Below are 19,949 nucleotides of genomic sequence, written 5' to 3' on the forward strand. Positions count from 1 at the left end.
ACATTATCAGAAATAAAAATAAAATCATTACCTTTAGACCAAATTTTTGAGATATATTTTCAGAAATCGAAACAAAGACATTTAAATAAAAAAGGTATAAGATTGAAACCATGAAAAGATTTTTGACCATAATAACTTTCATTTATATTGCCTTTCCGATATTCGCACAGGGAAATGCTAACAGATATTACATGTCATTCTTCGCAAGATATAATGTCGTAGCACTTGAGAACTACAATAATAAAGGCTATTGCTTAAGAGTTGATATGGAATCGGACAATAAATATGTTGCTCCGAGCCTTTACATTAAATATTCGAATATAGAAAATTTTATCATTAATCTGGAAATCGTCAAGTCTCAATTTATAAAGTACACCAAACAGTCGATAAAAGATAGAATAAAGAATATAGAAATACCATTAGATTCGTACTTTAAACGTGCTTTCATAGTTTACAATACACGAACACGAATTTATGAGGATGATAACATAAAGCTAAAAGCCCTCTTTGAGGTCAAGGAGGACGGACAATGTCTTGCCGTCATTGAATCTCCTGAATTTCATGCGCAAAAAGGCGATGCTGTAGGTACAGCACATAGCTTTATGATTTTCCAGACTTCCGATGAATTCGATGATCTTATCAATACGACAAAAAAGCTGATAAAATAAGCCCTCTCTTTTTAAGAAATAAAAATTCCATAGCAACCGAGACTGCCATGGAAGAATATCGTAATCTAATAATTAAGTAATCAACACTTTATACTTAGTTGCTCAAGAATGGCACGCATCTTCTCGAACGTGGTAATTCGTGTCGGTACCAAAGGAAGACGCAACTTATTTTCTATCAAGCCCATGGCATTTAACATCGCCTTTACTCCGGCCGGATTGCCATCAACAAACAGTAACTTGAACAACTCTGCGAATTTGTGATGAATAGGGAGAGCATGCTCAAAATCGCCGGCTAACGCTAAACGCACCATCTTACTGAATTCCCTTGGAAAAGCATTGCCTATCACAGAAATAACACCTACAGCTCCCAATGTTAACAAAGGAAATGTAATGGCATCATCACCCGAAATAACATTAAATGTGTCCGGTTTATTCTTAATGATATCATCCATCTGTGTAATATTACCTGAAGCCTCCTTCACAGCCACAATATTTTTGAAATCGTTCGCCAAGCGAAGCGTTGTATCGGCAGTCATGTTCACACCTGTACGCCCGGGCACATTATAAAGCACTATAGGTAGATCTGTCGACTCGGAAATAGCTTTATAGTGCTGATAAATACCTTCTTGCGATGGCTTATTGTAGTAAGGCACTACAGATAAAACAGCATCAACACCGGTAAAATCATCGTGTTGTAACGTATCTATAACCGTCTGAGTACAATTACTACTCACACCTAAAAGAATAGGTAAACGTCCATTTATACGCTCTATGACCATGCGTGTAATCTTTGTCTTCTCATCTTTTGTTAAAGTCGGAGTCTCTGCAGTTGTACCGAGGACACAAAGGAAGTCCGTTCCGTTCTGAACTTGGTAGTCGACCAATCGCGTCAACGCTTGATAGTCGACACTCCCATCTTCCTTAAAAGGAGTGATCAACGCCACTCCCATTCCTCTTAATTTTGATTGTATCATAAATAACATCTCCTTTGTCTTTTGATTTGCAAAAATAAAATTAATAATCCATTTTACAGACAAATATGTTACTAATTTTCTTAAATGCTATAAAAAAGTCATTCTATCATCTTCAAAAATGTTTCCTCATTGATGATTGGGATATTCAACTGCTGTGCTTTCTGTTGTTTAGATGGTCCCATATTATCTCCCGCCAAGATAAAACTTGTTTTAGATGAGATACTTCCAACATTTTTTCCCCCGTTTTTCTCAATGAGTTCCTTATATTCATCACGCGAATGAAGCGCGAAAACACCACTGATAACAATGGATTTACCAGCCAACTTATCTGCTCGGTCAGACAGTTCTTCCGACTTGCTTTTCAACTGTACTCCGGCATCTCGCAACCGTTCTATTATTTCCAGATTCCGATCATCTTTAAAATACAAAATAATACTTTGAGCAATCTTCTCACCTATTTCATCCACACGAACCAAGTCATCCAAAGTTGCAGTCTTCAAAGCGTCAATGGAATCGAAAGTATTTGCCAACACTTTTGCGGTAGTCTCACCAACAAAACGAATTCCTATGGCAAAAAGTACCCGTGACCAAGGAACTTTCTTCGAAGCTTCAATACCTTTTAGTATATTGTCGACCGACTTCTCCTTAAAGCCGGGCAGCGCAAACAAATCAGATGATTTCAGTGTGTAAAGATCTGCCACATCACGAATGAGACCTTTCTGATAAAATAAATCAACCGTCTCAGGACCAAGATAATCAATATTCATGGCACGTCGACTGATAAAATGTTCAATTTTACCTTTTATTTGTGGCGGACAAGTCATATCGTTCGGACAATAATACGCTGCTTCACCATCGTAGCGGACCAATGACGCGCCACATTCCGGACAATTCGTTATAAACTTAATTTTCTCTGCGTCATTCGGACGAGAATCCACATCTACTCCGACAATCTTCGGAATAATCTCTCCGCCCTTCTCAACATAAACCATATCCCCTATATGAAGATCAAATTTATCGATGAAATCGGCATTATTCAGCGTAGCACGCTTTACTACCGTACCGGCAAGTAACACAGGATCAAGATTTGCCACCGGAGTAACGGCTCCAGTACGTCCCACTTGATAAGAAACCTTATTCAACCGTGTACATTCCCGTTCCGCCTGAAATTTATAAGCAATAGCCCAACGTGGAGACTTTGCTGTATAACCAAGTAGCTGTTGCTGCCGTATAGAGTTGACTTTCAAAACGATACCATCAGTAGCAACCGGTAAATTCTTCCGTTCAACATCCCAATAGGCAATATAATCGAGCACTTCCTGAAGTGTTTTGCACTTCTTTGTATTATCCGAAATCTTAAACCCCCAATTCTTTGCCTCTATCAAATTCTCATAATGACCATCGTGAGGCAATTGTTCTCCAAGCATATAATATAAGTAAGAATCCAGTTTACGTGCAGCTACTTCAGCTGAATTTTGCAATTTCAACGTACCTGACGCAGCATTTCTTGGGTTCGCAAAGAGTGATTCCTCATGTAGTTCGCGCTCTTTATTAAGTTCTTCGAACACCGTCCATGGCATCAGTACCTCGCCTCGCATTTCAAATTCATGTGGATACCCCTTACCCGATGGAAGAACAAGCGGAATAGAGCGAATAGTCTTTACATTGTCCGTTACATCATCACCACGAATCCCGTCGCCACGAGTAACAGCCTGTGTCATCTTACCATCAACATAAGTGATTGAAATAGAAGTACCATCAAACTTCAATTCCGTACAAATTTCAAAAGCCTCCCCTTCCAATCCTTTAGTTACACGGTCATAAAATTCGCTTACATCCGCTTCAGAGTAAGTATTAGCCAGTGAAAGCATTGGATATTTGTGCGTCACTTGTTTGAAATTCTTGTTCAAATCGCTTCCGACTCGCATAGTCGGAGAGTTAGAATCGCTATATTCGGGATGCTTTGCCTCCAAACCTTGCAGTTCGTACATCAGCTTATCAAACTCCTGATCACTGATTTCCGGAGCATTAAGCACATAATAATTATAATTATGGCGATGTAATTCTTTTCGCAACTCATCTATTCGAGCATAGTCGCTGTCATCGGCAAATAAATCTTTCATCATATCAATCGAATTTACGCGGTAAATATAACGATTTATGACGTAAAAGCACTGAAATGCGTCTGGATTTTGTTAATTTTGTCGCATAAAAGTTAGGAAACATGAGAATAGACATTATCACTTGCATTCCGGAGATGATTGAAGGCTTTTTCAGCTGCTCCATCATGAGCAGAGCACAGAAAAAAGGGCTTGCGGAAATTCATTTGCACAATCTACATGATTATGCCACAGACCACTATAAAAAGGTGGACGATTACCCTTTTGGTGGTTTTGCCGGCATGGTAATGAAGATTGAACCCGTAGACCGTTGCATTTCAAGTCTTAAGGCAGAGCGCGACTATGATGAGGTGATTTTTGTCACTCCCGACGGGAAGCAGTTTAATCAGCCCATGGCCAACGAGCTGTCGCTCAAACAAAATCTGATTATTCTTTGTGGACATTTCAAAGGAATAGATTACCGAATACGCGAACATTTCATTACAAAGGAAATTAGTGTGGGAGATTTTGTCTTAACCGGTGGAGAATTGGCCGCGGCCATTATTGCTGATGCAGTTGTCCGTATCATCCCGGGGGTTATCTCAGACGATCAATCAGCCCTTTCCGACTCTTTCCAAGATAATCTGTTGGCAGCACCGGTTTATACTCGTCCTGCCGACTATAAAGGGTGGAAAGTACCTGATATCCTTCTATCCGGACACGAGGCCAAAATAAAAGAGTGGGAAATGCAACAATCATTAGAACGCACACAACTTCTCCGTCCTGACCTTTTGAAATAAATCCACATCAACGTTAATTCGATGAAATATAAATATCTATCAATGAGATGATTAATTCAAGTTATTTTGCTGCTCATTTTAAAATAGCTTATTCATCAAAAGATCGAAAAAAGTCATCCGTATGAATTGCCCAACTCATACGCATGAACCGGCCAACTCATGCGGATGAACCGGCCAACTCATGCGGATGACTTAAGCAAATGATACGTATCACTTTTATAACTCATCAAAATGAACACGGAAACTCATGCATATTTCTTTCTACAGTCTTACATATCAAATCAGTGACTGTATCTGATGGGTATCCAAAAAGAGAGTTTGACCATCTGAATAGAAGTGATTCGCTTACCTTCAACTTCAGTTCTCATAAATAAAATAACAGAGAAACAATTTTCACTTACACCTCCAATGCACCAATAATTTCCGTAACCGAACGGAAGTTATGACGTTTCAAATAATTATCAATATAATCAATCACCTTCACTGTTATCGTGGGATCAATGAAATTAGCCGTACCTATTTCAACAGCCGTAGCACCTGCCAGCAGGAACTCAACGGCATCACGACCATTCATAATACCTCCCAAGCCAACTACAGGAATCTTAACAGCCTTAGCTACCTGCCATACCATGCGTAAAGCAACAGGTTTCACCGCCGCGCCACTTAAACCTCCCGTAACCGTGGACAGAATAGGACGACGTTTCTCGGAATCAATTGCCATTCCCATAATAGTATTAATCAGCGACACACTATCGGCCCCCGCATCTTCTGCAGCTCTGGCAATCTCAGCAATATCAGTTACATTCGGCGAAAGTTTTACTATAAGAGTCTTTTTATAAACCGCACGGACAGCATTAACCACTTCAGCGCATCCCTTTGCGCTAACACCGAATGCCATTCCTCCCTGCTTCACATTCGGACAAGAGATGTTCAGTTCAATTGCCGGTATTTTATCCAACTCATTAATAAGCTGAGCCGTTTCAACATAATCCTCCACACACGAACCCGCTACATTCACAATCATTGCCGACTGAATATCTTTTATTTGCGGATAAATGTGATCAACAAAGTAACGAATGCCTTTATTTTGCAAACCAACGGCATTAATCATTCCCATTGGGGTTTCAGCCATGCGTGGATACGGATTGCCTTGACGAGACTTTAAAGTAGTTCCTTTAACAATTATTCCGCCTAACCTGCTCAAATCAATAAAATCCTCGTATTCCTTTCCATAGCCAAAAGTCCCGGAAGCTGTCATTACCGGATTCTTTAGTTTCAAACCTCCGATATTTACACTCAAATCTGCCATAATAACTTTTTTATATTAAATACCGGGCCGTCTTTACATACACAAACATTGCCTTCGTTCGTATCTTCCACACAACAAAGACAAGCTCCCAACCCGCATGCCATCTTATTTTCCAAAGAAACCTCACATTCTATGCCATTTTCCTTCGCATATCTGGCAACGGCAACCATCATCGGACGAGGACCGCATGAATAAATCATAGAAAAACGCTTCTGTTTCAGTATAGTGTGCTGAGTAGCAAAGCCTTTTTCTCCATAAGATCCATCTTCCGTAGTAATATAAAGCTCACCAAGACTCATAAATTGCTCCATCTCAAACAAATCTTTTAATGTGCGAGCACCCAAAAGAAAAGTAGGCTTACCCCCCTGACAAACTATTTCCTGACCCAACATCAACAATGGAGCAATTCCCACGCCACCACCAACCAAAAGTGGTACCTCTTCTTTTACATTTGGCAGAATGGTAAAGCCATTACCCAAAGGAAGAATCACATTCAGACTATCTCCGGGTTTCAATGTAGCCAATTTCTTTGTGCCATCTCCAACCAATTGAATCAGAAACCAGATTTCATTCTTTTTTCGGTCCACATAATGAATAGAAATAGGCCGACGAAGAAAAGTAGTAGGGGAATTATCAACACGAAGTTCCGCAAATTGCCCCGGAAGCATCAGGGGCAACGGTTCTTTACAAGTAAGCTTAAGAAGAATACACCTGTCATGAAGGCGAGTGTTCTCGGTAACAACCAAATCTAATATATATTTTTTCATAAAGTCGACTATTTCGTCTTCTCCCGACAAAGGTATGTTTTTTACTTCATATAAGTATCAAAATAGCGTTTCAAGTTACTTAAAAGGTTGATTTAGCAGTCTTAAAAGCTATTCCGGCTTAAATGTTTCGTATATTCCGTTATCAAAAAAGATTCTTATTTCAGTAATCTTCGGAACAGGCTTTTCGAAAGACTTAACTTCCTGACGGACAATGTTTTTAATATCATTTTGAAACTGTTCAACTACGATTTCCTTGCGATTTTTAATTTCACTCGTCCCATTGGAAGAGAATATGGAATTCTCGTCAGTTTTAGATTTAAAAATGTCAGCATTTTTCGCTTCTACCGATGCTATCTCCATAGTACCGGAGCCATAGATCAACCAATCGGTACTTATCTTTGGAAAAGCCGAATGGATACGGGTTACAACATCTAAGCTTGGATTATTTCTACCGTTTAAAATATGGGAAAGAGAGGAAGCAGAGATACCTATTTTATCTGCAAATTGTGTTGCAGAAAGGCCTTCTTTCATCATTATTTCAGAGATTCGATCTTTCATTTCACAAAAGTAATTGATAAATTTTAGTCATTACAAAAGTAATGATTCAACTTTATTAATGCAAACTTTAAATACAAAAATAAAATATATATTTGTAAAATAGAAATAGTCATTTCTTTATCTAAAATCAATTATTTGATATGATACCATTCATAATCAATCTATAATTTAATATAATATTCACATATAAAATTTTGATTAATAAATTATTATATCAGTCATATACAAGACAATTCACATTATTAAAGCCTACTTTTGCTGTTTAGAAACACAATATCTGTATATTACTTTAATTATCTATTATAACTATCAGATTTATATATATATAATATTAAACAATCAGTATAAGATTGTTATACATTTACAAATATAAAATCACATCAATACAAATTGTAAAATGAAAGCAATTAGATTTTACGATTATAACAAAATACAATTATAAAATCAAAGAATTAGATTATAGTACTTTTTAGGAATGTAAATTCACAAAAGGAAATATTAATTTTCACCAAACATGAATTTTAAACTAAGTTATCTCGTTCTACTCTATTTCAACAAAAATCTTAATTTTGTAAAGGTCACATTTTCATGTAAAACTTTTTCCTAACAAATAAGCAAATTTAAATTTCTATTTTTCCATTCCAAATGAAAACTTTTATCAGTATAATATTCTTCATAACTAAAATATCATACTATATTAACGAAGGTATATAGTTTAACCTTCACTTCTAATTTTTATATATAACAGCAAAGAAAAAGAAAAAACATTTACTCCTCTTCTATTTTCTAAAAATTGAAAATCTGAAAAAATTTAAGAAAGAAACTACATCATAAAGAATTGGATGAAATTATTCTTTATAAACTCTTCTTTTCCAAATTTCGCTCCTTCGAAAATTTCCGACCAATTGGTCGGATGAATTCAAATATGCAATTCTCAGAGAGCGAAAAATCTTTCAACTTCCGTCTGGTAGATAGAAAGCCTTACATTTTTCTATTTGGACAGTCAATCATTCTACAAAATGAAAAGGATAAAATAAAAAGGAATAAAAGTGTATCATATAGCCATAAAGCCCGAAGGGAGACGGTTGGGTTGCTGCATTTTCAGAAGGATTTAACCGGTCATCCGTATGAGTTGTCAATTCAGACACATCACCTTTTCCATTTTTTTAATGGAAAAGATTATCGACTTAATAGAAGAATAAAAATATTGTTTAAACATGCTGTGATGTCATTTTTAACTAAAGATTAGATTCTGCACACACCTACAGGTGATAGGATAAAAACGCAAATATCATAGAAAAAAGATCATGACATAAACTATATATAAAATATATGATAAAATGACTTAGATTTAATCTACCAAAAGAATGAGAGGGTGTGTCAAAATAGGCACACCCTCATTCTTCATATTTTTATATATTTATTAGTGAAGTATCTTGTAAATCAGCTCACGAAGTAACTCCCCGTCACTTACAGACGAGTTTTCCACTCCTTTGGAACGTGCGTCACAATAACGAATCTCATCAATTATCTGAAGAACTTCCGTTCCTGTATATTTGCTTTTCGCCTTTAAATAGTCACGCGCCTGCCACGATAAACGTAAACCTAAATGCGCCGCAATCCCCTGCTCGGTTTGAACAGGAGAATAATATACAAGCATTAGATTCGAAAAAAAGCCAAATAAGGTAGATAGTGTCATTACCAAAGGATTCGACTTTGGATTCTCTGCAAAATATTTAACGATACGATTGGCTTTCACAACATTCTTATTAATTATAGCATCGAGAAGCTCAAAATTATTAAAATCCTTACTGATTCCGATATTTAATTCAATCTGAGTGGGAGTAATACGATTCTGTCCCTTCGGCAAAGTGATAATCAGCTTGTCCAACTCACTAACCATTCGATTTAGATCTGCACCGACATACTCTGCCATCATAGCAGAAGCCTTCGAATCAATATCAATGGACTTTTGCTTCAAATAATTTTCTATAAACTGAGGCAATTGATAGTCTCTCAACCTCTTAGAATCGAAAAGTACGCCTATCTTTTGAATCTCGGCAGCCAGCTTCTTACGCCTGTCAAGTACACCATGCTTATGACAAAAAACTAAAATAGTAGAAGTCAAAGGTTTCCGCAGATAATAAACCAGTTCGTCTATACTCTTCACCGATTGAGCTTCACGAACTATAACGACTTGATAATCCGACATCATAGGATATCGCTTGGCCGTATTCACAATATCTGAAATATCCGTATCAGTACCATAAACAACTGTCAGATTAAACCCTTTTTCCGCCTCGGTCAGCACATTATTTTCAATATAATTGGCAATGACATCAATAAAATAAGGTTCTTCTCCCATTAAATAATAAATAGGCTTAAACTGCTTTTTTTGTAAGTCCGCCAAGATATCCAAATAGTTCTGTTCTTTTGCCATAAATAGTAAAATTACCAGTCAAATTTCAAGTGTTTAACAGTCTTCTGGCCATCAATAATCATACGAAGTGAATCCACTCCTATCTGAACATGTTCCGCCGCATAATTCTTTGTCACCATATTATCGCTCTTTTCGGTTTTTACTCCTTCCGGAACCATCGGAGTATCAGAAACCAGCAACAGAGCGCCGATAGGAATATGATTGAAGAAACCTGTAGTAAACAGCGTTGCGGTCTCCATATCAACACACATCACACGGGTTTTCTTCAGATACTGCTTAAACTCATCATCGTGTTCCCAAATACGGCGGTTAGTGGTGTAAACTGTACCTGTCCAATAATCGCGGGCATGGTCACGAATAGCAGAAGAAACTGCTCGCTGCATCATAAATGCCGGTAAAGCGGGAACCTCAGGCGGATAATAATCATTTGAAGTTCCTTCTCCCCGGATAGCCGCAATAGGAAGAATCAAATCACCCAATTGATTTTTATGAGAGATACCGCCACATTTACCAAGAAACAGACAAGCCTTCGGCTGAATAGCTCCCAATAGGTCCATGATAGTCGCAGCATTCGGACTTCCCATGCCAAAATTTATGATAGTAATACCATTTGCATCAGCACTCGGCATATTCGCGTCATTACCTACAACGGGTACATGATATTTGTCTGCAAAGATTTCAACATAGTTCTGAAAGTTCGTCAACAGTATATAATCAGAGAAATCTTTCAACTTACGTTTAGTATACCTTGGAAGCCAATTTGCTACAATTTCTTCTTTCGTTTTCATAATGTTTCGTATATTTGTCCATGCAGAAAAGCATCTGGCCAGACGTTATTGATGCAAAAATAATGTATGACAAGGTGAATGCCAAATTTATTTTGAGAAATGACATCTTTAAATTTACCTCCAACGGAACTAAAGATAATTGAGAAGGACGGAAAACAAGTTGTTTTTGACGTACTTAGGAAGAAATACGTCACACTGACACCTGAAGAATGGGTTCGTCAGAACTTCATCCATTATCTTCTGGAGCATAAAAACTATCCGAAAGGATTATTGGCCAATGAGATTCAGCTCGAACTGAATGGAACGAACAAGCGATGCGACTCCGTACTTTTCAACAAAAATCTGAAGGCTATACTCATTATTGAATATAAAGCTCCAAATATAAAGATTACCCAAAAGGTATTCGACCAAATTACCCGTTATAACATGGTCTTAAAAGTTGATTATCTAATTGTCAGCAATGGTATCAACCATTACTGCTGTAAAATAAATTACGAAAAGAAAGAATACACTTTTCTTCCCGATATTCCATCATACGAAGAGCTATAACAAAGAAGGTATCTGAAAAGAAGCGTTTTTCACGTACTTTTTACTTATACCTGTTTAGTTTATGGTTAACTTCTATGATCCGGTTGGTCTTTGACTTATGACATGGAGATTTCAACGGACAACCCGCATAGTTCCGTGCCTGATAACGCCTCAATACAAATACATATCCCAAATCGGACTTACCTGTCCTTTGACCTGTATATTCCAGATGGTGTCCCATCGGGCATACGTAATAATCCTGTTCCCGATTGTAATAAAGGTTCTGTATGGCAAAAGCCTCTATACCAGCATTCTCCATAAACTCTTAATTTTGTTCGCTTCCGTAACCGGCATCGGCTACTACAATAGAGGATGCCCTATGATAAGTTTCTTGAAAATCTTTCAAAAAAGGAATCAGTTAAGGATTGTTGCCGAACTGTGCCTCGGAGGGTGTTGCGACGGCAAATGTCAGTGCGATGGCTACCGACGTTGCGATGATACAGTTCATTTTCATCTTATTTGATTTTTAGGGTTTATAGTCCTGTCCCTTTTTACTTCCGAATCATCTCCTTTCCTTATATAATAATGTATGTTAAGCTTCTACATCTTCCATGTCAACATCCGGAGTCTCAACCTTTGGGGCTGCTTTAGCCTTCGGTTCTTTCGAAGCAACTTTCTTGCTTGCTCTGCGTTTCTTTACAGGAGTAGCCGGTACTTCCTCAACAACACCTGCCAATTCCGGATCTATCATGATACGACCACAATATTCACAAACGATAATTTTCTTACGCATACGGATATCCAACTGCTTTTGAGGTGGAATTTTATTGAAGCAACCACCACAAGCATCACGCTGTACGGTAACAATACCTAAACCATTGCGACAGTTCTTACGAATTCGTTTGAAAGCCTGAAGCAAACGTGGTTCAATATTAGTTTCCAATGCCTTAGCTTTCTCTCTGAGCTTTTCTTCTTGTTGCTTGGTTTCCGCGACAATGCTGTCCAACTCTTCTTTTTTTGCCTCCAAATCCTTACTGCGCTCTTCCACTTCCACCTGATTCTCAGCAATCTCCTCTGTACGATTATTGATAACATCCATACCTTCTCGAATACGCTTCTGATCAAGTTCAATTTCCAAGTTTTTATACTCGATTTCCTTACTCAAAGTCTCATATTCACGATTATTACGAACATTATCCTGTTGTTCTGTATATTTAGCAATCAAGGCATTGGCAGCTTCAATATTATGCTTTCTATTAGCAATATCAGCCTTTAGCTCATCAACCTCGTTCTTGAAATTTTCAATACGAGTCTTCAAACCAACAACCTCATCTTCAAGATCTTGTACTTCTAAAGGAAGTTCACCACGCAAAGTCTTAATCTTATCAACCTCAGTAAGAATGGTCTGTAACTGATAAAGGGCTGCTAACTTCTCTTCTACTGTCAGTTCGTTAGGGTCTTTCTTAACTTCTTTAACCATATTTATAAGTATTTTATGGGATTTGTATTGATTCTTGAAATACGTATTTCCAAGGATGGAAACAAATCCCGTATGATTGTTTGAAATATTTCTCTTGTATACTGTTCACTCTCATAATGACCTATTTCAGTCACTAAGATATCATTTTCATAGAAGAAATAGTCGTGATAACGAACCTCACCGGTAAGAAAAGCATCAGCCTTTCCCACGGCTTTAGGTAACAAGAATGCTCCTGCGCCGCCACATAAAGCGATACGTTTTATCAATCGTCCTTTCAAACGTGAATGTTTCACGCATCCCACTTCAAATGTCTTTTTAATATTCATTAAAAAATCCGACTCATTCTCCGGTTCTATCAAATCGCCTATTACTCCTGCGCCTGCCTGAAACCACTCATTCTTCAAAGGATAGAAATCGTAAGCCGGTTCTTCATACGGATGAGACTCAATCAACGCTTGCTCTGCCTTTCCTTTTAAATAAGACGGTAAAATGGTTTCAATCCGAACCTCATTTTCATGATGAATCTCACCTATTCTCCCAACAAAAGGATGAGCTCCTTCACCGGCACGAAATGTTCCATCACCATTCAAGTTATAACTACAGGAATCATAATTCCCAATACATCCGCAACCTGCATGGAAAAGAGCATTACGAACGTCTTCGGCCTGAGTCTTTGGAACAAATGTAACAAGTTTCAGAAGCATATCTTCTTTTGGGTCAAGAACTTGAATATTTGTCATACCAATTTTCTCGGCAATCTTAAAGTTCACGCCATTCATCGCATTATCTAAATTCGTATGAGCCGCATAAATGGCAATGTCATTTTTAATAGCCTTCATGGCACAGCGTTCCACATAAGTTCTGCCGGTTATCGACTTCAGACTCTTGAACAAAAGAGGATGATGGGCAATAATAAGGTTGTAGCCGAGACCAACAGCCTCATCAACTACAGCCTCAGTAACGTCTAAACACAACAAAGCCCCTGTAACTTCCGCTTCTGTCAATCCTATTTGCAATCCAGCATTATCAAAATCGTCTTGCAACGGCAAAGGCGCGAACTTCTCAAGGGCATTTACAACATCCTTAATTTTCATCGTCTCGAAAATTTGTAGCAAAGATAATAATTATTATCAAGAAAGCCTTCTTTATTTCGAGAAAATATTTAAAATCAATAATAATTAATCTAAATGTCGTAGAGTCAACCAGCAAGTGCAAAATTACAATATGTGTTAAAAAACTCTCACTTTGGTGTAGAAAAGTTTGTTTCCTTGGCTCTGGCAGAACCACTAACAACGTTACCTACAGTGGTTATAATCTTTTGCATGCCAGTCTTACCATAGTCGGCTTCCAACTGCTCCATTACCTTATTCTCAAAAGCCGTCTTGAACGGGCCAAGAAGGGGCGCAACCTCCTAACTTCGTCAATGCGTCACCCAAAGTCACCCATGATATTAATGTAACTCATTGATTTTCATTCTGCGCTGTGTGGTGGCACAAAAAAGTGATAAAGTCAGGACCGTTCTTTTTACTATAAGAGCAAACGAGATGGCAGAGGCGTTCCTTCTCACTGGCAGAAAAGCCACGGAAGGGATGGGAAAATGCATTGAAGAACTCCACGATGATTTGATTGATAGTAGCTTCCTATATTTTAGAATACTATTCGGTAAAAGGTATAAAAAAGAGACCGCCTCGTTTCCGAAGCGGTCTCTCAAAACTCATTCAGTTTTTAATTGACTTATTCAATTCTGTGATAAAATCAAGAAAATCTTTATCGAATTTCTGATTCTCATCATATTGAATCTCAACATATTTTTTGGTGTTATTCTGCTCTAACATTAATTGAATGACTATGTCATAAGTTCGTTGGTCTTGATCGAAACCATAGTGTTCTTTCATTGCCGGAACATTTGCTTTGTCTAACATGTCCCTCAATTTTTCGAACTCGGCATCCGACAGTTTTCCTTCATATATTTTCGGTCGTTGTTTCTTCTCAAAGTTATCCATATTATAATTGCATACCTCTGATTTATAGTTTCCATCACTATCAAAAGAATAACTTATTTTATACTGATGAAAGGATTCCATACTATATTCAAAACTAAATTTATCCGAAAGGGTTGAATGATGTTTACAGCCGGCCAATCCAACTACCAATAGGCAGATTAATCCAAATAAATATGCTCTTCTCATTTTATTTATGTCTTATTTCCAAGCGTCATTTTGAATTAACCACTCCGATCCTTTCAACTGAATCTGATTTTCAGGAATAGGTAACATGGTCTTTGATGGAGATAAAACTGAAGCAGCAGCAAACTTAGTAATGTAATTCTTTTCGTAATCTACATAGCTCTTCAGCTCTTTAGACATATAATCGCCACCCCAACGAGCCAAATCGAACCAACGTTCACCTTCCATTGCCAACTCTAATTTACGTTCCATACGGATAGCTTTCATACAAGTCTCTTTATCCGAGAATGCCGGATGAGATGTCGGGTAAAGCCCAATCTTATAATTAGCTGCCGGTGTTCCGTCAGGAAGAGTGATGATGTTTACAGGTAAAGCCGCACGTTCGCGAATAATGTTAACCTGAGCCATAGCTTCGGCAGTCTTTCCATCATTAGCAAGACATTCTGCGTATAACAAGATTAAATCGCGTAAGCTCAAGTATTCGATGTTCATACAAGATCCGGGAGCCCATCCGTTCATGAATGCCTTCATGCCGGCAGCCTCTTCAGCCTTGCTATACACATGTTTCTTTGGTATAGAGATACCACCGTTTACAGGGTTACGTACCCAGTCATCAGCCGGAAGTCCCCAATCTTTATAAGGAATTCCATAACGACCTACTGCAAAGTCCAAACGAGGGTCAACTGCGATTGTTTTATCGTTTACGCCAATAGGATCACCTTTTCCACCTCTCTTCGATACAGAAGGAAGGTTTCTATATTCACCATTCAAATAAGGAAGTCCATCCTTATCAACCTGGAATGAATTAACTAACTCGTATGACGGCTGATAGAATCCGCAGCAACCACCGGGGCCTGAGTTATGAGGATAGTTCAAACAGAAAGCCGCGTTTCCGGTATCATTTGCGGCATTAGAGTATTGAAGGGCAAATACGGATTCCTTTCCATTCTCTGTCAGAGCATTGAAGTTGTTATTCAAATTGTCTTCCAAACCATATTTCAAGCCATTGCTTGTCTTTCCGTTATTTATAACATCTGCCAGAAGAGTCTCAGCCTCGCTGAATTTTCCCTGATAAACAAGCATCTTCGCTTTCAAGGCTTTTGCAGCCCATGCATTCACACGGCCAACCTCTGGTTGTGTCTCAGGCAATTGAGCAACCGCAGCCTCAATATCGGCCATTACGTCGCTATAAATATCCTTATCATTCTTAATATTCGGATCATTCTCCTCATTATCTGCCGGAACGTATGGAATATATGGTCCGAATACACGGATACCTTCAAAATAAGCTAATGCTTTAATAAAGCGTAATTCACCTTCACGAACCTTTTTCAATTGGTCATTCATGTCATCAGCTTTAGCTAAAGCCTGTAATGCCAAGTTTACACGATGGCTTTCCATATAAACCCATACCCATTTTTGCTCTACGTATCCATTCGTTGTAAGGGTATTATAAAGCTCAACTTCATTCAACACACTCTGATCTCCGGGGTCGGAACCTTTATTGGCATCCCCGCCATAAACACCACCGAATACCCAGTTCAACGGAGATTGCTGATAAGGACTATAACTGGTATTAGTCCATGTTGTCAAACCGGCATAAGCATCAATCGTAAGCAAGTCTACACCGGTTGCATTCTCCAACGCCTCCTTATTGAGTACACCTTGAGGATCTTTTGAAAGGAAGTCATCCCCACAAGAAGAGAACGTCAAAGCTCCAGCAATAGCTGCAAGTAAATATATCTTTTTCATAACTTCAATTTTAAACAATTAGAATTCAAAATTAACACCAAACAGGAAGCGCTTTGTTGTCGGCCAGCCTCCCATATCAAGACCTCTTCTCAAATCGGAACCATTACCACCACCAACTGACGCATTGGTAAATTCCGGATCCAAACCGCTATATCCTGTAAACGTCAAGAGATTCTCTGCTTGCAAGTATATACGCAAGTTTTGAATAGAAGCTTTTTGTAACCATTTCTTCGGGAAAGTATAACCCAATACCACATTTTTCAGCCGGAGGAAAGAAGCATCCTCTACATAGTATGAGTTGGAGTTTGTTCCTGAATAAGTATCACCGTAATCCAAAACAGGAAGCGTAGCTTTTGAATTATCCGCTCCTGCAGTCCAAGAATTATCACGAATACGCGTTGAACGGTTACCTTCAAACAACCAGAAATCGGTAAAATATTTGGTATTATTAAACAAATCATTACCTATAGTAGAATACCAGAACATAGTAAAGTCAAAATTCTTATATCCGATGGTGGTATTCAAACCGGCAATCAAATCGGGATGCGGAGAACCGATGAAAGTACGGTCAGCTGAAGTAAGACGTCCGTCACCATTTATATCGGCAAACTTATATTTACCTACCCATGCTTTTGCTTTGTCCACATTACCAATATCCCCCGATGTCTTTCCCAAAGGAAGCAATGCCAGTACTTCTTGAGGATTTTCATAGAATCCATTTACTTTATATCCATAGAACTCTGATATAGCATGACCCTTGGTTGTACGGGTAACATATCCAGAAATACGTGATCCGCTACCCCACATGGAAGCGTCATCCGACTCTGAAATTTTTACTACTTCATTCTTATAATGAGATAAATTCAACGCGATATCCCAACTCCAATCACCTTTCTTGTCACGGTAATCAATGTTGAAATCGAAACCGGTATTCTTCATATCACCAAAGTTGATATAAGGACGTACAGTCTCACCTGCCATTGCTGAGTATTGAGCAGAGATCAACATGTCACTGGTTTTCTTGGTATATAACTCTAAGTTAACGCCCAATTTCCCATTAAACATAGAAACATCCACACCGATGTTAAACATCTTTGTAGCCTCCCATTTCGTATCTTCATTACCGTATTTATCCAAATTATAGCCCACAGCAGTAGATGTATTGGCACCCGTTAAGTCATAGTCCGTACGACGTGGGTTAGTTCCATATTCAAAAGCATAATTAGTAATACGAGGAACCTCAGAGTTACCGGTCTCACCATAACCGAAGCGCAACTTCAAGTCATCCAACCATCCCTTTGTTCCATTCATAAAGCTCTCCTGAGAGATACGCCATCCTAAAGATACAGATGGGAATGTTCCGTAACGATGTGTTTTCGCAAAACGAGAAACACCATCACGACGAATAATTCCTGTGAATAAGTACTTATCGGCAAACGAATAGTCAACACGACTGAATAAACCAAACAAAGCGAATTCTCCGTTAAATGTAGACTCTGTTATACGCTGTCCGTTATTCTCACCCATATTGAGCACCCATGTATTCTTATTGTCTTCGTACAGATAATTATAACGTCTACCGGTCATGGAGCGTCCTAATCCGTCACGAATAGCTTCTGAACCCAACAATACGGTCAACTTATGAACATCGTTGAATGTTGCGTTATATTGTATAGTATTTGTCCATACCCAACGATAATTAAAACCGGATACCTCTTCGAAGTTGTTCTGTCCCATACTTTCCGAAAACTCCGGATCTTTCTTCGCCATTCTGTAAGAATAATTGTTCGTGTAGTCCAGACCGAAATTAGTACGGTAGGTAACGTTCTTTATCGGATCGATTTCTGCCCACATATTTCCGAATATACGATTATGCGTATAGTAATTATCCTTATTACGTTTTTGAATAGACACCGGATTACGGAAGTTTCCGGTACCTGAGAGAATAGAACCTCCGAATGCACCTGATTCTGTATAAACAGGAACGTATGGACAAGCACGGTATGTCCAAGAATATGGAGAGTCTTCCGCTCCATTGGGTGACAAACCGTTATCCTTTGTAAACGAATACTGAAGATTCTCTCCTACACGGAACCAATTCCGTATATTATAAGATGTATTCGCACGAATGGTATAACGGTTATAGTAGGAATCGATAACCGTTCCATCCTGATGGTAATAGTTGGCACTAAAGTTATATTGTCCCTTTTCATTTCCTCCGGCTACACTGATCTGATGATTCTGAATCAATGCCTTACGGTCTATTTCATCCCACCAGTTTGTATCAGAGAACTTTGCATCAAATGGTCCGGGAACGATATCCTGACGTCCGTCCGCGCCTTTTTCCGTCATATAATTAGGTATGGTAGGAGTAGGTCCTGTACCAAACTGAACATGCGAAGGATATTTACCTTCTACCCCATTCAGCTCTAAGTTATTAGCCTTAGCCTTCCATTCCAAATTCAGACGGTCCATAGAGTTCAACACATCATAGCGTTTACCTGTTGCCTGAAAACCAACATATCCGCTATAAGAGAACTTAGGTTGCCCCGACTTGGTTCCTTTCTTAGTGGTGATAAGAATAACACCATTCGCAGCCTGAGCTCCATAAATAGCAGCAGAAGAAGCATCCTTCAATACCTGCATACTCTCAATATCATTCGGGTTAAGGGAACTGAGATCTTGGTTACGAGTAGATACTCCATCAATAACATAAAGCGGACCGTTATCGTTAACGGTATTGATACCACGAATACGAACCATAGCCGGTGAACCGGGAGAACCGGACTGTCCGATATAAACACCGGAAGCCTTACCTTGCAGCTGCTGTGTGGCTGAAGAACCTGTGGTTTTCAAAAGCTCCTTCGTATCAACTACGGCTACAGAACCCGTAATATCTTTCTTCTGTTGTGTACCATATCCTACCACAACAACTTCACTCAAACTTTGTGAATCTTCTTTCAAGATGATGTTCAAACCATTTTTAGCTTCTACCTCCACGGTTACAAAACCTATGTAAGAAACTTGCAAAATGGAACCTCTCGCAACATCTAAAGTAAATTTTCCGTCAATGTCCGTAATGGTACCGTTTGTGGTACCACGTTCAAGGATGTTGACACCCGGCATTGGCTCGCCTTCTTGATCGACAACCTTTCCTGTTATCTGCAACTTTTGTTGCGCAACTTTCTGAACTGAGTCAACATTTCCTGTTACGGCAAATGTGTACACCGGACATGCAACCAACATCCCTGAAAACATCACTTTCAAGAACATGTTCAAAGGTAATCCCCTTGATGGTTTTTGTGCTTTCCTCATAATTACAAAAAAATTTAAGTATTAATATATAGTTTAACTAACACATAATTTCAAAATTTCCGCATATTTTATACGTAACTATATTGCTATATACGATAAGGTAACTAAAGGTTTTTTAATAGTTACAGTCTTTTCTCGCTTTACATCATACAAAGGTAGGCGTAATGGACATTTGGTAGGCTGAAAACCTCTCGTGTTTTAGTAATGGACATTTGGTAGGCTGGTAATTCCAGCCTACTTTTTTATATTCAGGAACCCATCTATGAACTTCTTTTTATTAACCTC

Annotated in this window: 15 protein-coding genes and 1 pseudogene; 3 read left to right on the plus strand and 13 right to left on the minus strand. The window is 38.5% G+C overall.

The annotated features are described in order from the left end of the window. Positions 1–110: 110 nt before the first annotated feature. A complete protein-coding gene (locus LO761_RS06355) occupies positions 111–668 on the plus strand; it encodes a hypothetical protein (RefSeq protein ID WP_272817442.1) in 558 nt (185 codons plus the stop codon). An 80-nt stretch (positions 669–748) separates the two neighbouring features. Here the strand turns inward: LO761_RS06355 and dapA are convergent, their stop codons facing one another. Together dapA and ligA are read right to left on the minus strand one after the other, a co-directional pair. Next, a complete protein-coding gene (gene dapA, locus LO761_RS06360) occupies positions 749–1,642 on the minus strand; it encodes a 4-hydroxy-tetrahydrodipicolinate synthase (protein ID WP_272817443.1) in 894 nt (297 codons plus the stop codon). 98 nt (positions 1,643–1,740) lie between these two features. Further along, entirely contained in the window at positions 1,741–3,765 is a 2,025-nt protein-coding gene (gene ligA / locus LO761_RS06365; RefSeq protein ID WP_272817462.1) for an NAD-dependent DNA ligase LigA, read from the minus strand. 101 nt (positions 3,766–3,866) lie between these two features. Here ligA and trmD point away from each other — a divergent pair, with 101 nt between their 5' ends. Next, on the plus strand, positions 3,867–4,541 hold the full coding sequence (gene trmD / locus LO761_RS06370; RefSeq protein WP_272817444.1) for a tRNA (guanosine(37)-N1)-methyltransferase TrmD: 675 nt from the start codon (positions 3,867–3,869) through the stop codon (positions 4,539–4,541). 397 nt (positions 4,542–4,938) lie between these two features. Here trmD and LO761_RS06375 read toward each other — a convergent pair whose 3' ends face one another. The 5 genes from LO761_RS06375 to LO761_RS06395 form a co-directional block, all read right to left on the minus strand. Further along, positions 4,939–5,850: a dihydroorotate dehydrogenase gene (locus LO761_RS06375; RefSeq protein WP_272817445.1), complete on the minus strand. Its 912-nt coding sequence runs from the start codon at positions 5,848–5,850 to the stop codon at positions 4,939–4,941. Beyond that, positions 5,838–6,617, minus strand: coding sequence for a dihydroorotate dehydrogenase electron transfer subunit (locus tag LO761_RS06380; RefSeq protein WP_272817446.1), 780 nt, complete (start codon positions 6,615–6,617; stop codon positions 5,838–5,840). Before LO761_RS06380 ends, LO761_RS06375 begins: the two co-directional genes overlap by 13 nt. 108 nt (positions 6,618–6,725) lie before the next feature. After that, positions 6,726–7,175 (minus strand): helix-turn-helix domain-containing protein, encoded by a 450-nt coding sequence (locus tag LO761_RS06385; protein ID WP_272817447.1) that lies wholly within the window; start codon positions 7,173–7,175, stop codon positions 6,726–6,728. Positions 7,176–8,598: 1,423 nt separating this feature from the next. Beyond that, positions 8,599–9,615, minus strand: coding sequence for a DNA polymerase III subunit delta (gene holA / locus LO761_RS06390; protein ID WP_272817448.1), 1,017 nt, complete (start codon positions 9,613–9,615; stop codon positions 8,599–8,601). An 11-nt stretch (positions 9,616–9,626) separates the two neighbouring features. Beyond that, a complete protein-coding gene (locus tag LO761_RS06395; protein ID WP_272817449.1) occupies positions 9,627–10,403 on the minus strand; it encodes an AMP nucleosidase in 777 nt (258 codons plus the stop codon). Between the two features lie 99 nt (positions 10,404–10,502). Between LO761_RS06395 and LO761_RS06400 the strand changes: the two genes are divergently transcribed. Then, on the plus strand, positions 10,503–10,952 hold the full coding sequence (locus tag LO761_RS06400) for a type I restriction enzyme HsdR N-terminal domain-containing protein (RefSeq protein WP_272817450.1): 450 nt from the start codon (positions 10,503–10,505) through the stop codon (positions 10,950–10,952). 43 nt (positions 10,953–10,995) lie between these two features. Here the strand turns inward: LO761_RS06400 and LO761_RS06405 are convergent. The 6 genes and pseudogenes from LO761_RS06405 to LO761_RS06430 all read right to left on the minus strand — a co-directional run. Further along, positions 10,996–11,349 (minus strand): annotated as a pseudogene (locus LO761_RS06405) (transposase); the annotation flags it as partial. Positions 11,350–11,523: 174 nt separating this feature from the next. Further along, a complete protein-coding gene (locus LO761_RS06410) occupies positions 11,524–12,411 on the minus strand; it encodes a zinc ribbon domain-containing protein (protein WP_272817451.1) in 888 nt (295 codons plus the stop codon). A gap of 2 nt (positions 12,412–12,413) precedes the next feature. Further along, on the minus strand, positions 12,414–13,505 hold the full coding sequence (locus LO761_RS06415) for a Nif3-like dinuclear metal center hexameric protein (protein ID WP_272817452.1): 1,092 nt from the start codon (positions 13,503–13,505) through the stop codon (positions 12,414–12,416). 624 nt (positions 13,506–14,129) lie between these two features. Continuing rightward, positions 14,130–14,600 carry a hypothetical protein gene (locus LO761_RS06420; RefSeq protein ID WP_272817453.1) on the minus strand — a complete coding sequence of 157 codons (471 nt, stop codon included), beginning with the start codon at positions 14,598–14,600 and terminating at the stop codon, positions 14,130–14,132. A gap of 12 nt (positions 14,601–14,612) precedes the next feature. After that, positions 14,613–16,349, minus strand: coding sequence for a RagB/SusD family nutrient uptake outer membrane protein (locus LO761_RS06425; protein ID WP_272817454.1), 1,737 nt, complete (start codon positions 16,347–16,349; stop codon positions 14,613–14,615). An 18-nt stretch (positions 16,350–16,367) separates the two neighbouring features. Beyond that, positions 16,368–19,664 carry a SusC/RagA family TonB-linked outer membrane protein gene (locus LO761_RS06430; protein WP_272817455.1) on the minus strand — a complete coding sequence of 1,099 codons (3,297 nt, stop codon included), beginning with the start codon at positions 19,662–19,664 and terminating at the stop codon, positions 16,368–16,370. Positions 19,665–19,949: the final 285 nt, after the last annotated feature.

Source organism: Phocaeicola oris, assembly GCF_021295095.1.
In the GTDB taxonomy this organism is placed as follows: Bacteria; Bacteroidota; Bacteroidia; order Bacteroidales; family Bacteroidaceae; genus Phocaeicola; species Phocaeicola oris.

Excerpts from the sequence above, each read along its gene's own strand:
- LO761_RS06355 (WP_272817442.1), top strand. The coding sequence starts at position 111 with ATGAAAAGATTTTTGACCATAATAACTTTCATTTATATTGCCTTTCCG.
- dapA (WP_272817443.1), bottom strand. The coding sequence starts at position 1,642 with ATGATACAATCAAAATTAAGAGGAATGGGAGTGGCGTTGATCACTCCT.
- ligA (WP_272817462.1), bottom strand. The coding sequence starts at position 3,765 with ATGAAAGATTTATTTGCCGATGACAGCGACTATGCTCGAATAGATGAG.
- trmD (WP_272817444.1), top strand. The coding sequence starts at position 3,867 with ATGAGAATAGACATTATCACTTGCATTCCGGAGATGATTGAAGGCTTT.
- LO761_RS06375 (WP_272817445.1), bottom strand. The coding sequence starts at position 5,850 with ATGGCAGATTTGAGTGTAAATATCGGAGGTTTGAAACTAAAGAATCCG.
- LO761_RS06380 (WP_272817446.1), bottom strand. The coding sequence starts at position 6,617 with ATGAAAAAATATATATTAGATTTGGTTGTTACCGAGAACACTCGCCTT.
- LO761_RS06385 (WP_272817447.1), bottom strand. The coding sequence starts at position 7,175 with ATGAAAGATCGAATCTCTGAAATAATGATGAAAGAAGGCCTTTCTGCA.
- holA (WP_272817448.1), bottom strand. The coding sequence starts at position 9,615 with ATGGCAAAAGAACAGAACTATTTGGATATCTTGGCGGACTTACAAAAA.
- LO761_RS06395 (WP_272817449.1), bottom strand. The coding sequence starts at position 10,403 with ATGAAAACGAAAGAAGAAATTGTAGCAAATTGGCTTCCAAGGTATACT.
- LO761_RS06400 (WP_272817450.1), top strand. The coding sequence starts at position 10,503 with ATGACATCTTTAAATTTACCTCCAACGGAACTAAAGATAATTGAGAAG.
- LO761_RS06410 (WP_272817451.1), bottom strand. The coding sequence starts at position 12,411 with ATGGTTAAAGAAGTTAAGAAAGACCCTAACGAACTGACAGTAGAAGAG.
- LO761_RS06415 (WP_272817452.1), bottom strand. The coding sequence starts at position 13,505 with ATGAAAATTAAGGATGTTGTAAATGCCCTTGAGAAGTTCGCGCCTTTG.
- LO761_RS06420 (WP_272817453.1), bottom strand. The coding sequence starts at position 14,600 with ATGAGAAGAGCATATTTATTTGGATTAATCTGCCTATTGGTAGTTGGA.
- LO761_RS06425 (WP_272817454.1), bottom strand. The coding sequence starts at position 16,349 with ATGAAAAAGATATATTTACTTGCAGCTATTGCTGGAGCTTTGACGTTC.
- LO761_RS06430 (WP_272817455.1), bottom strand. The coding sequence starts at position 19,664 with ATGAGGAAAGCACAAAAACCATCAAGGGGATTACCTTTGAACATGTTC.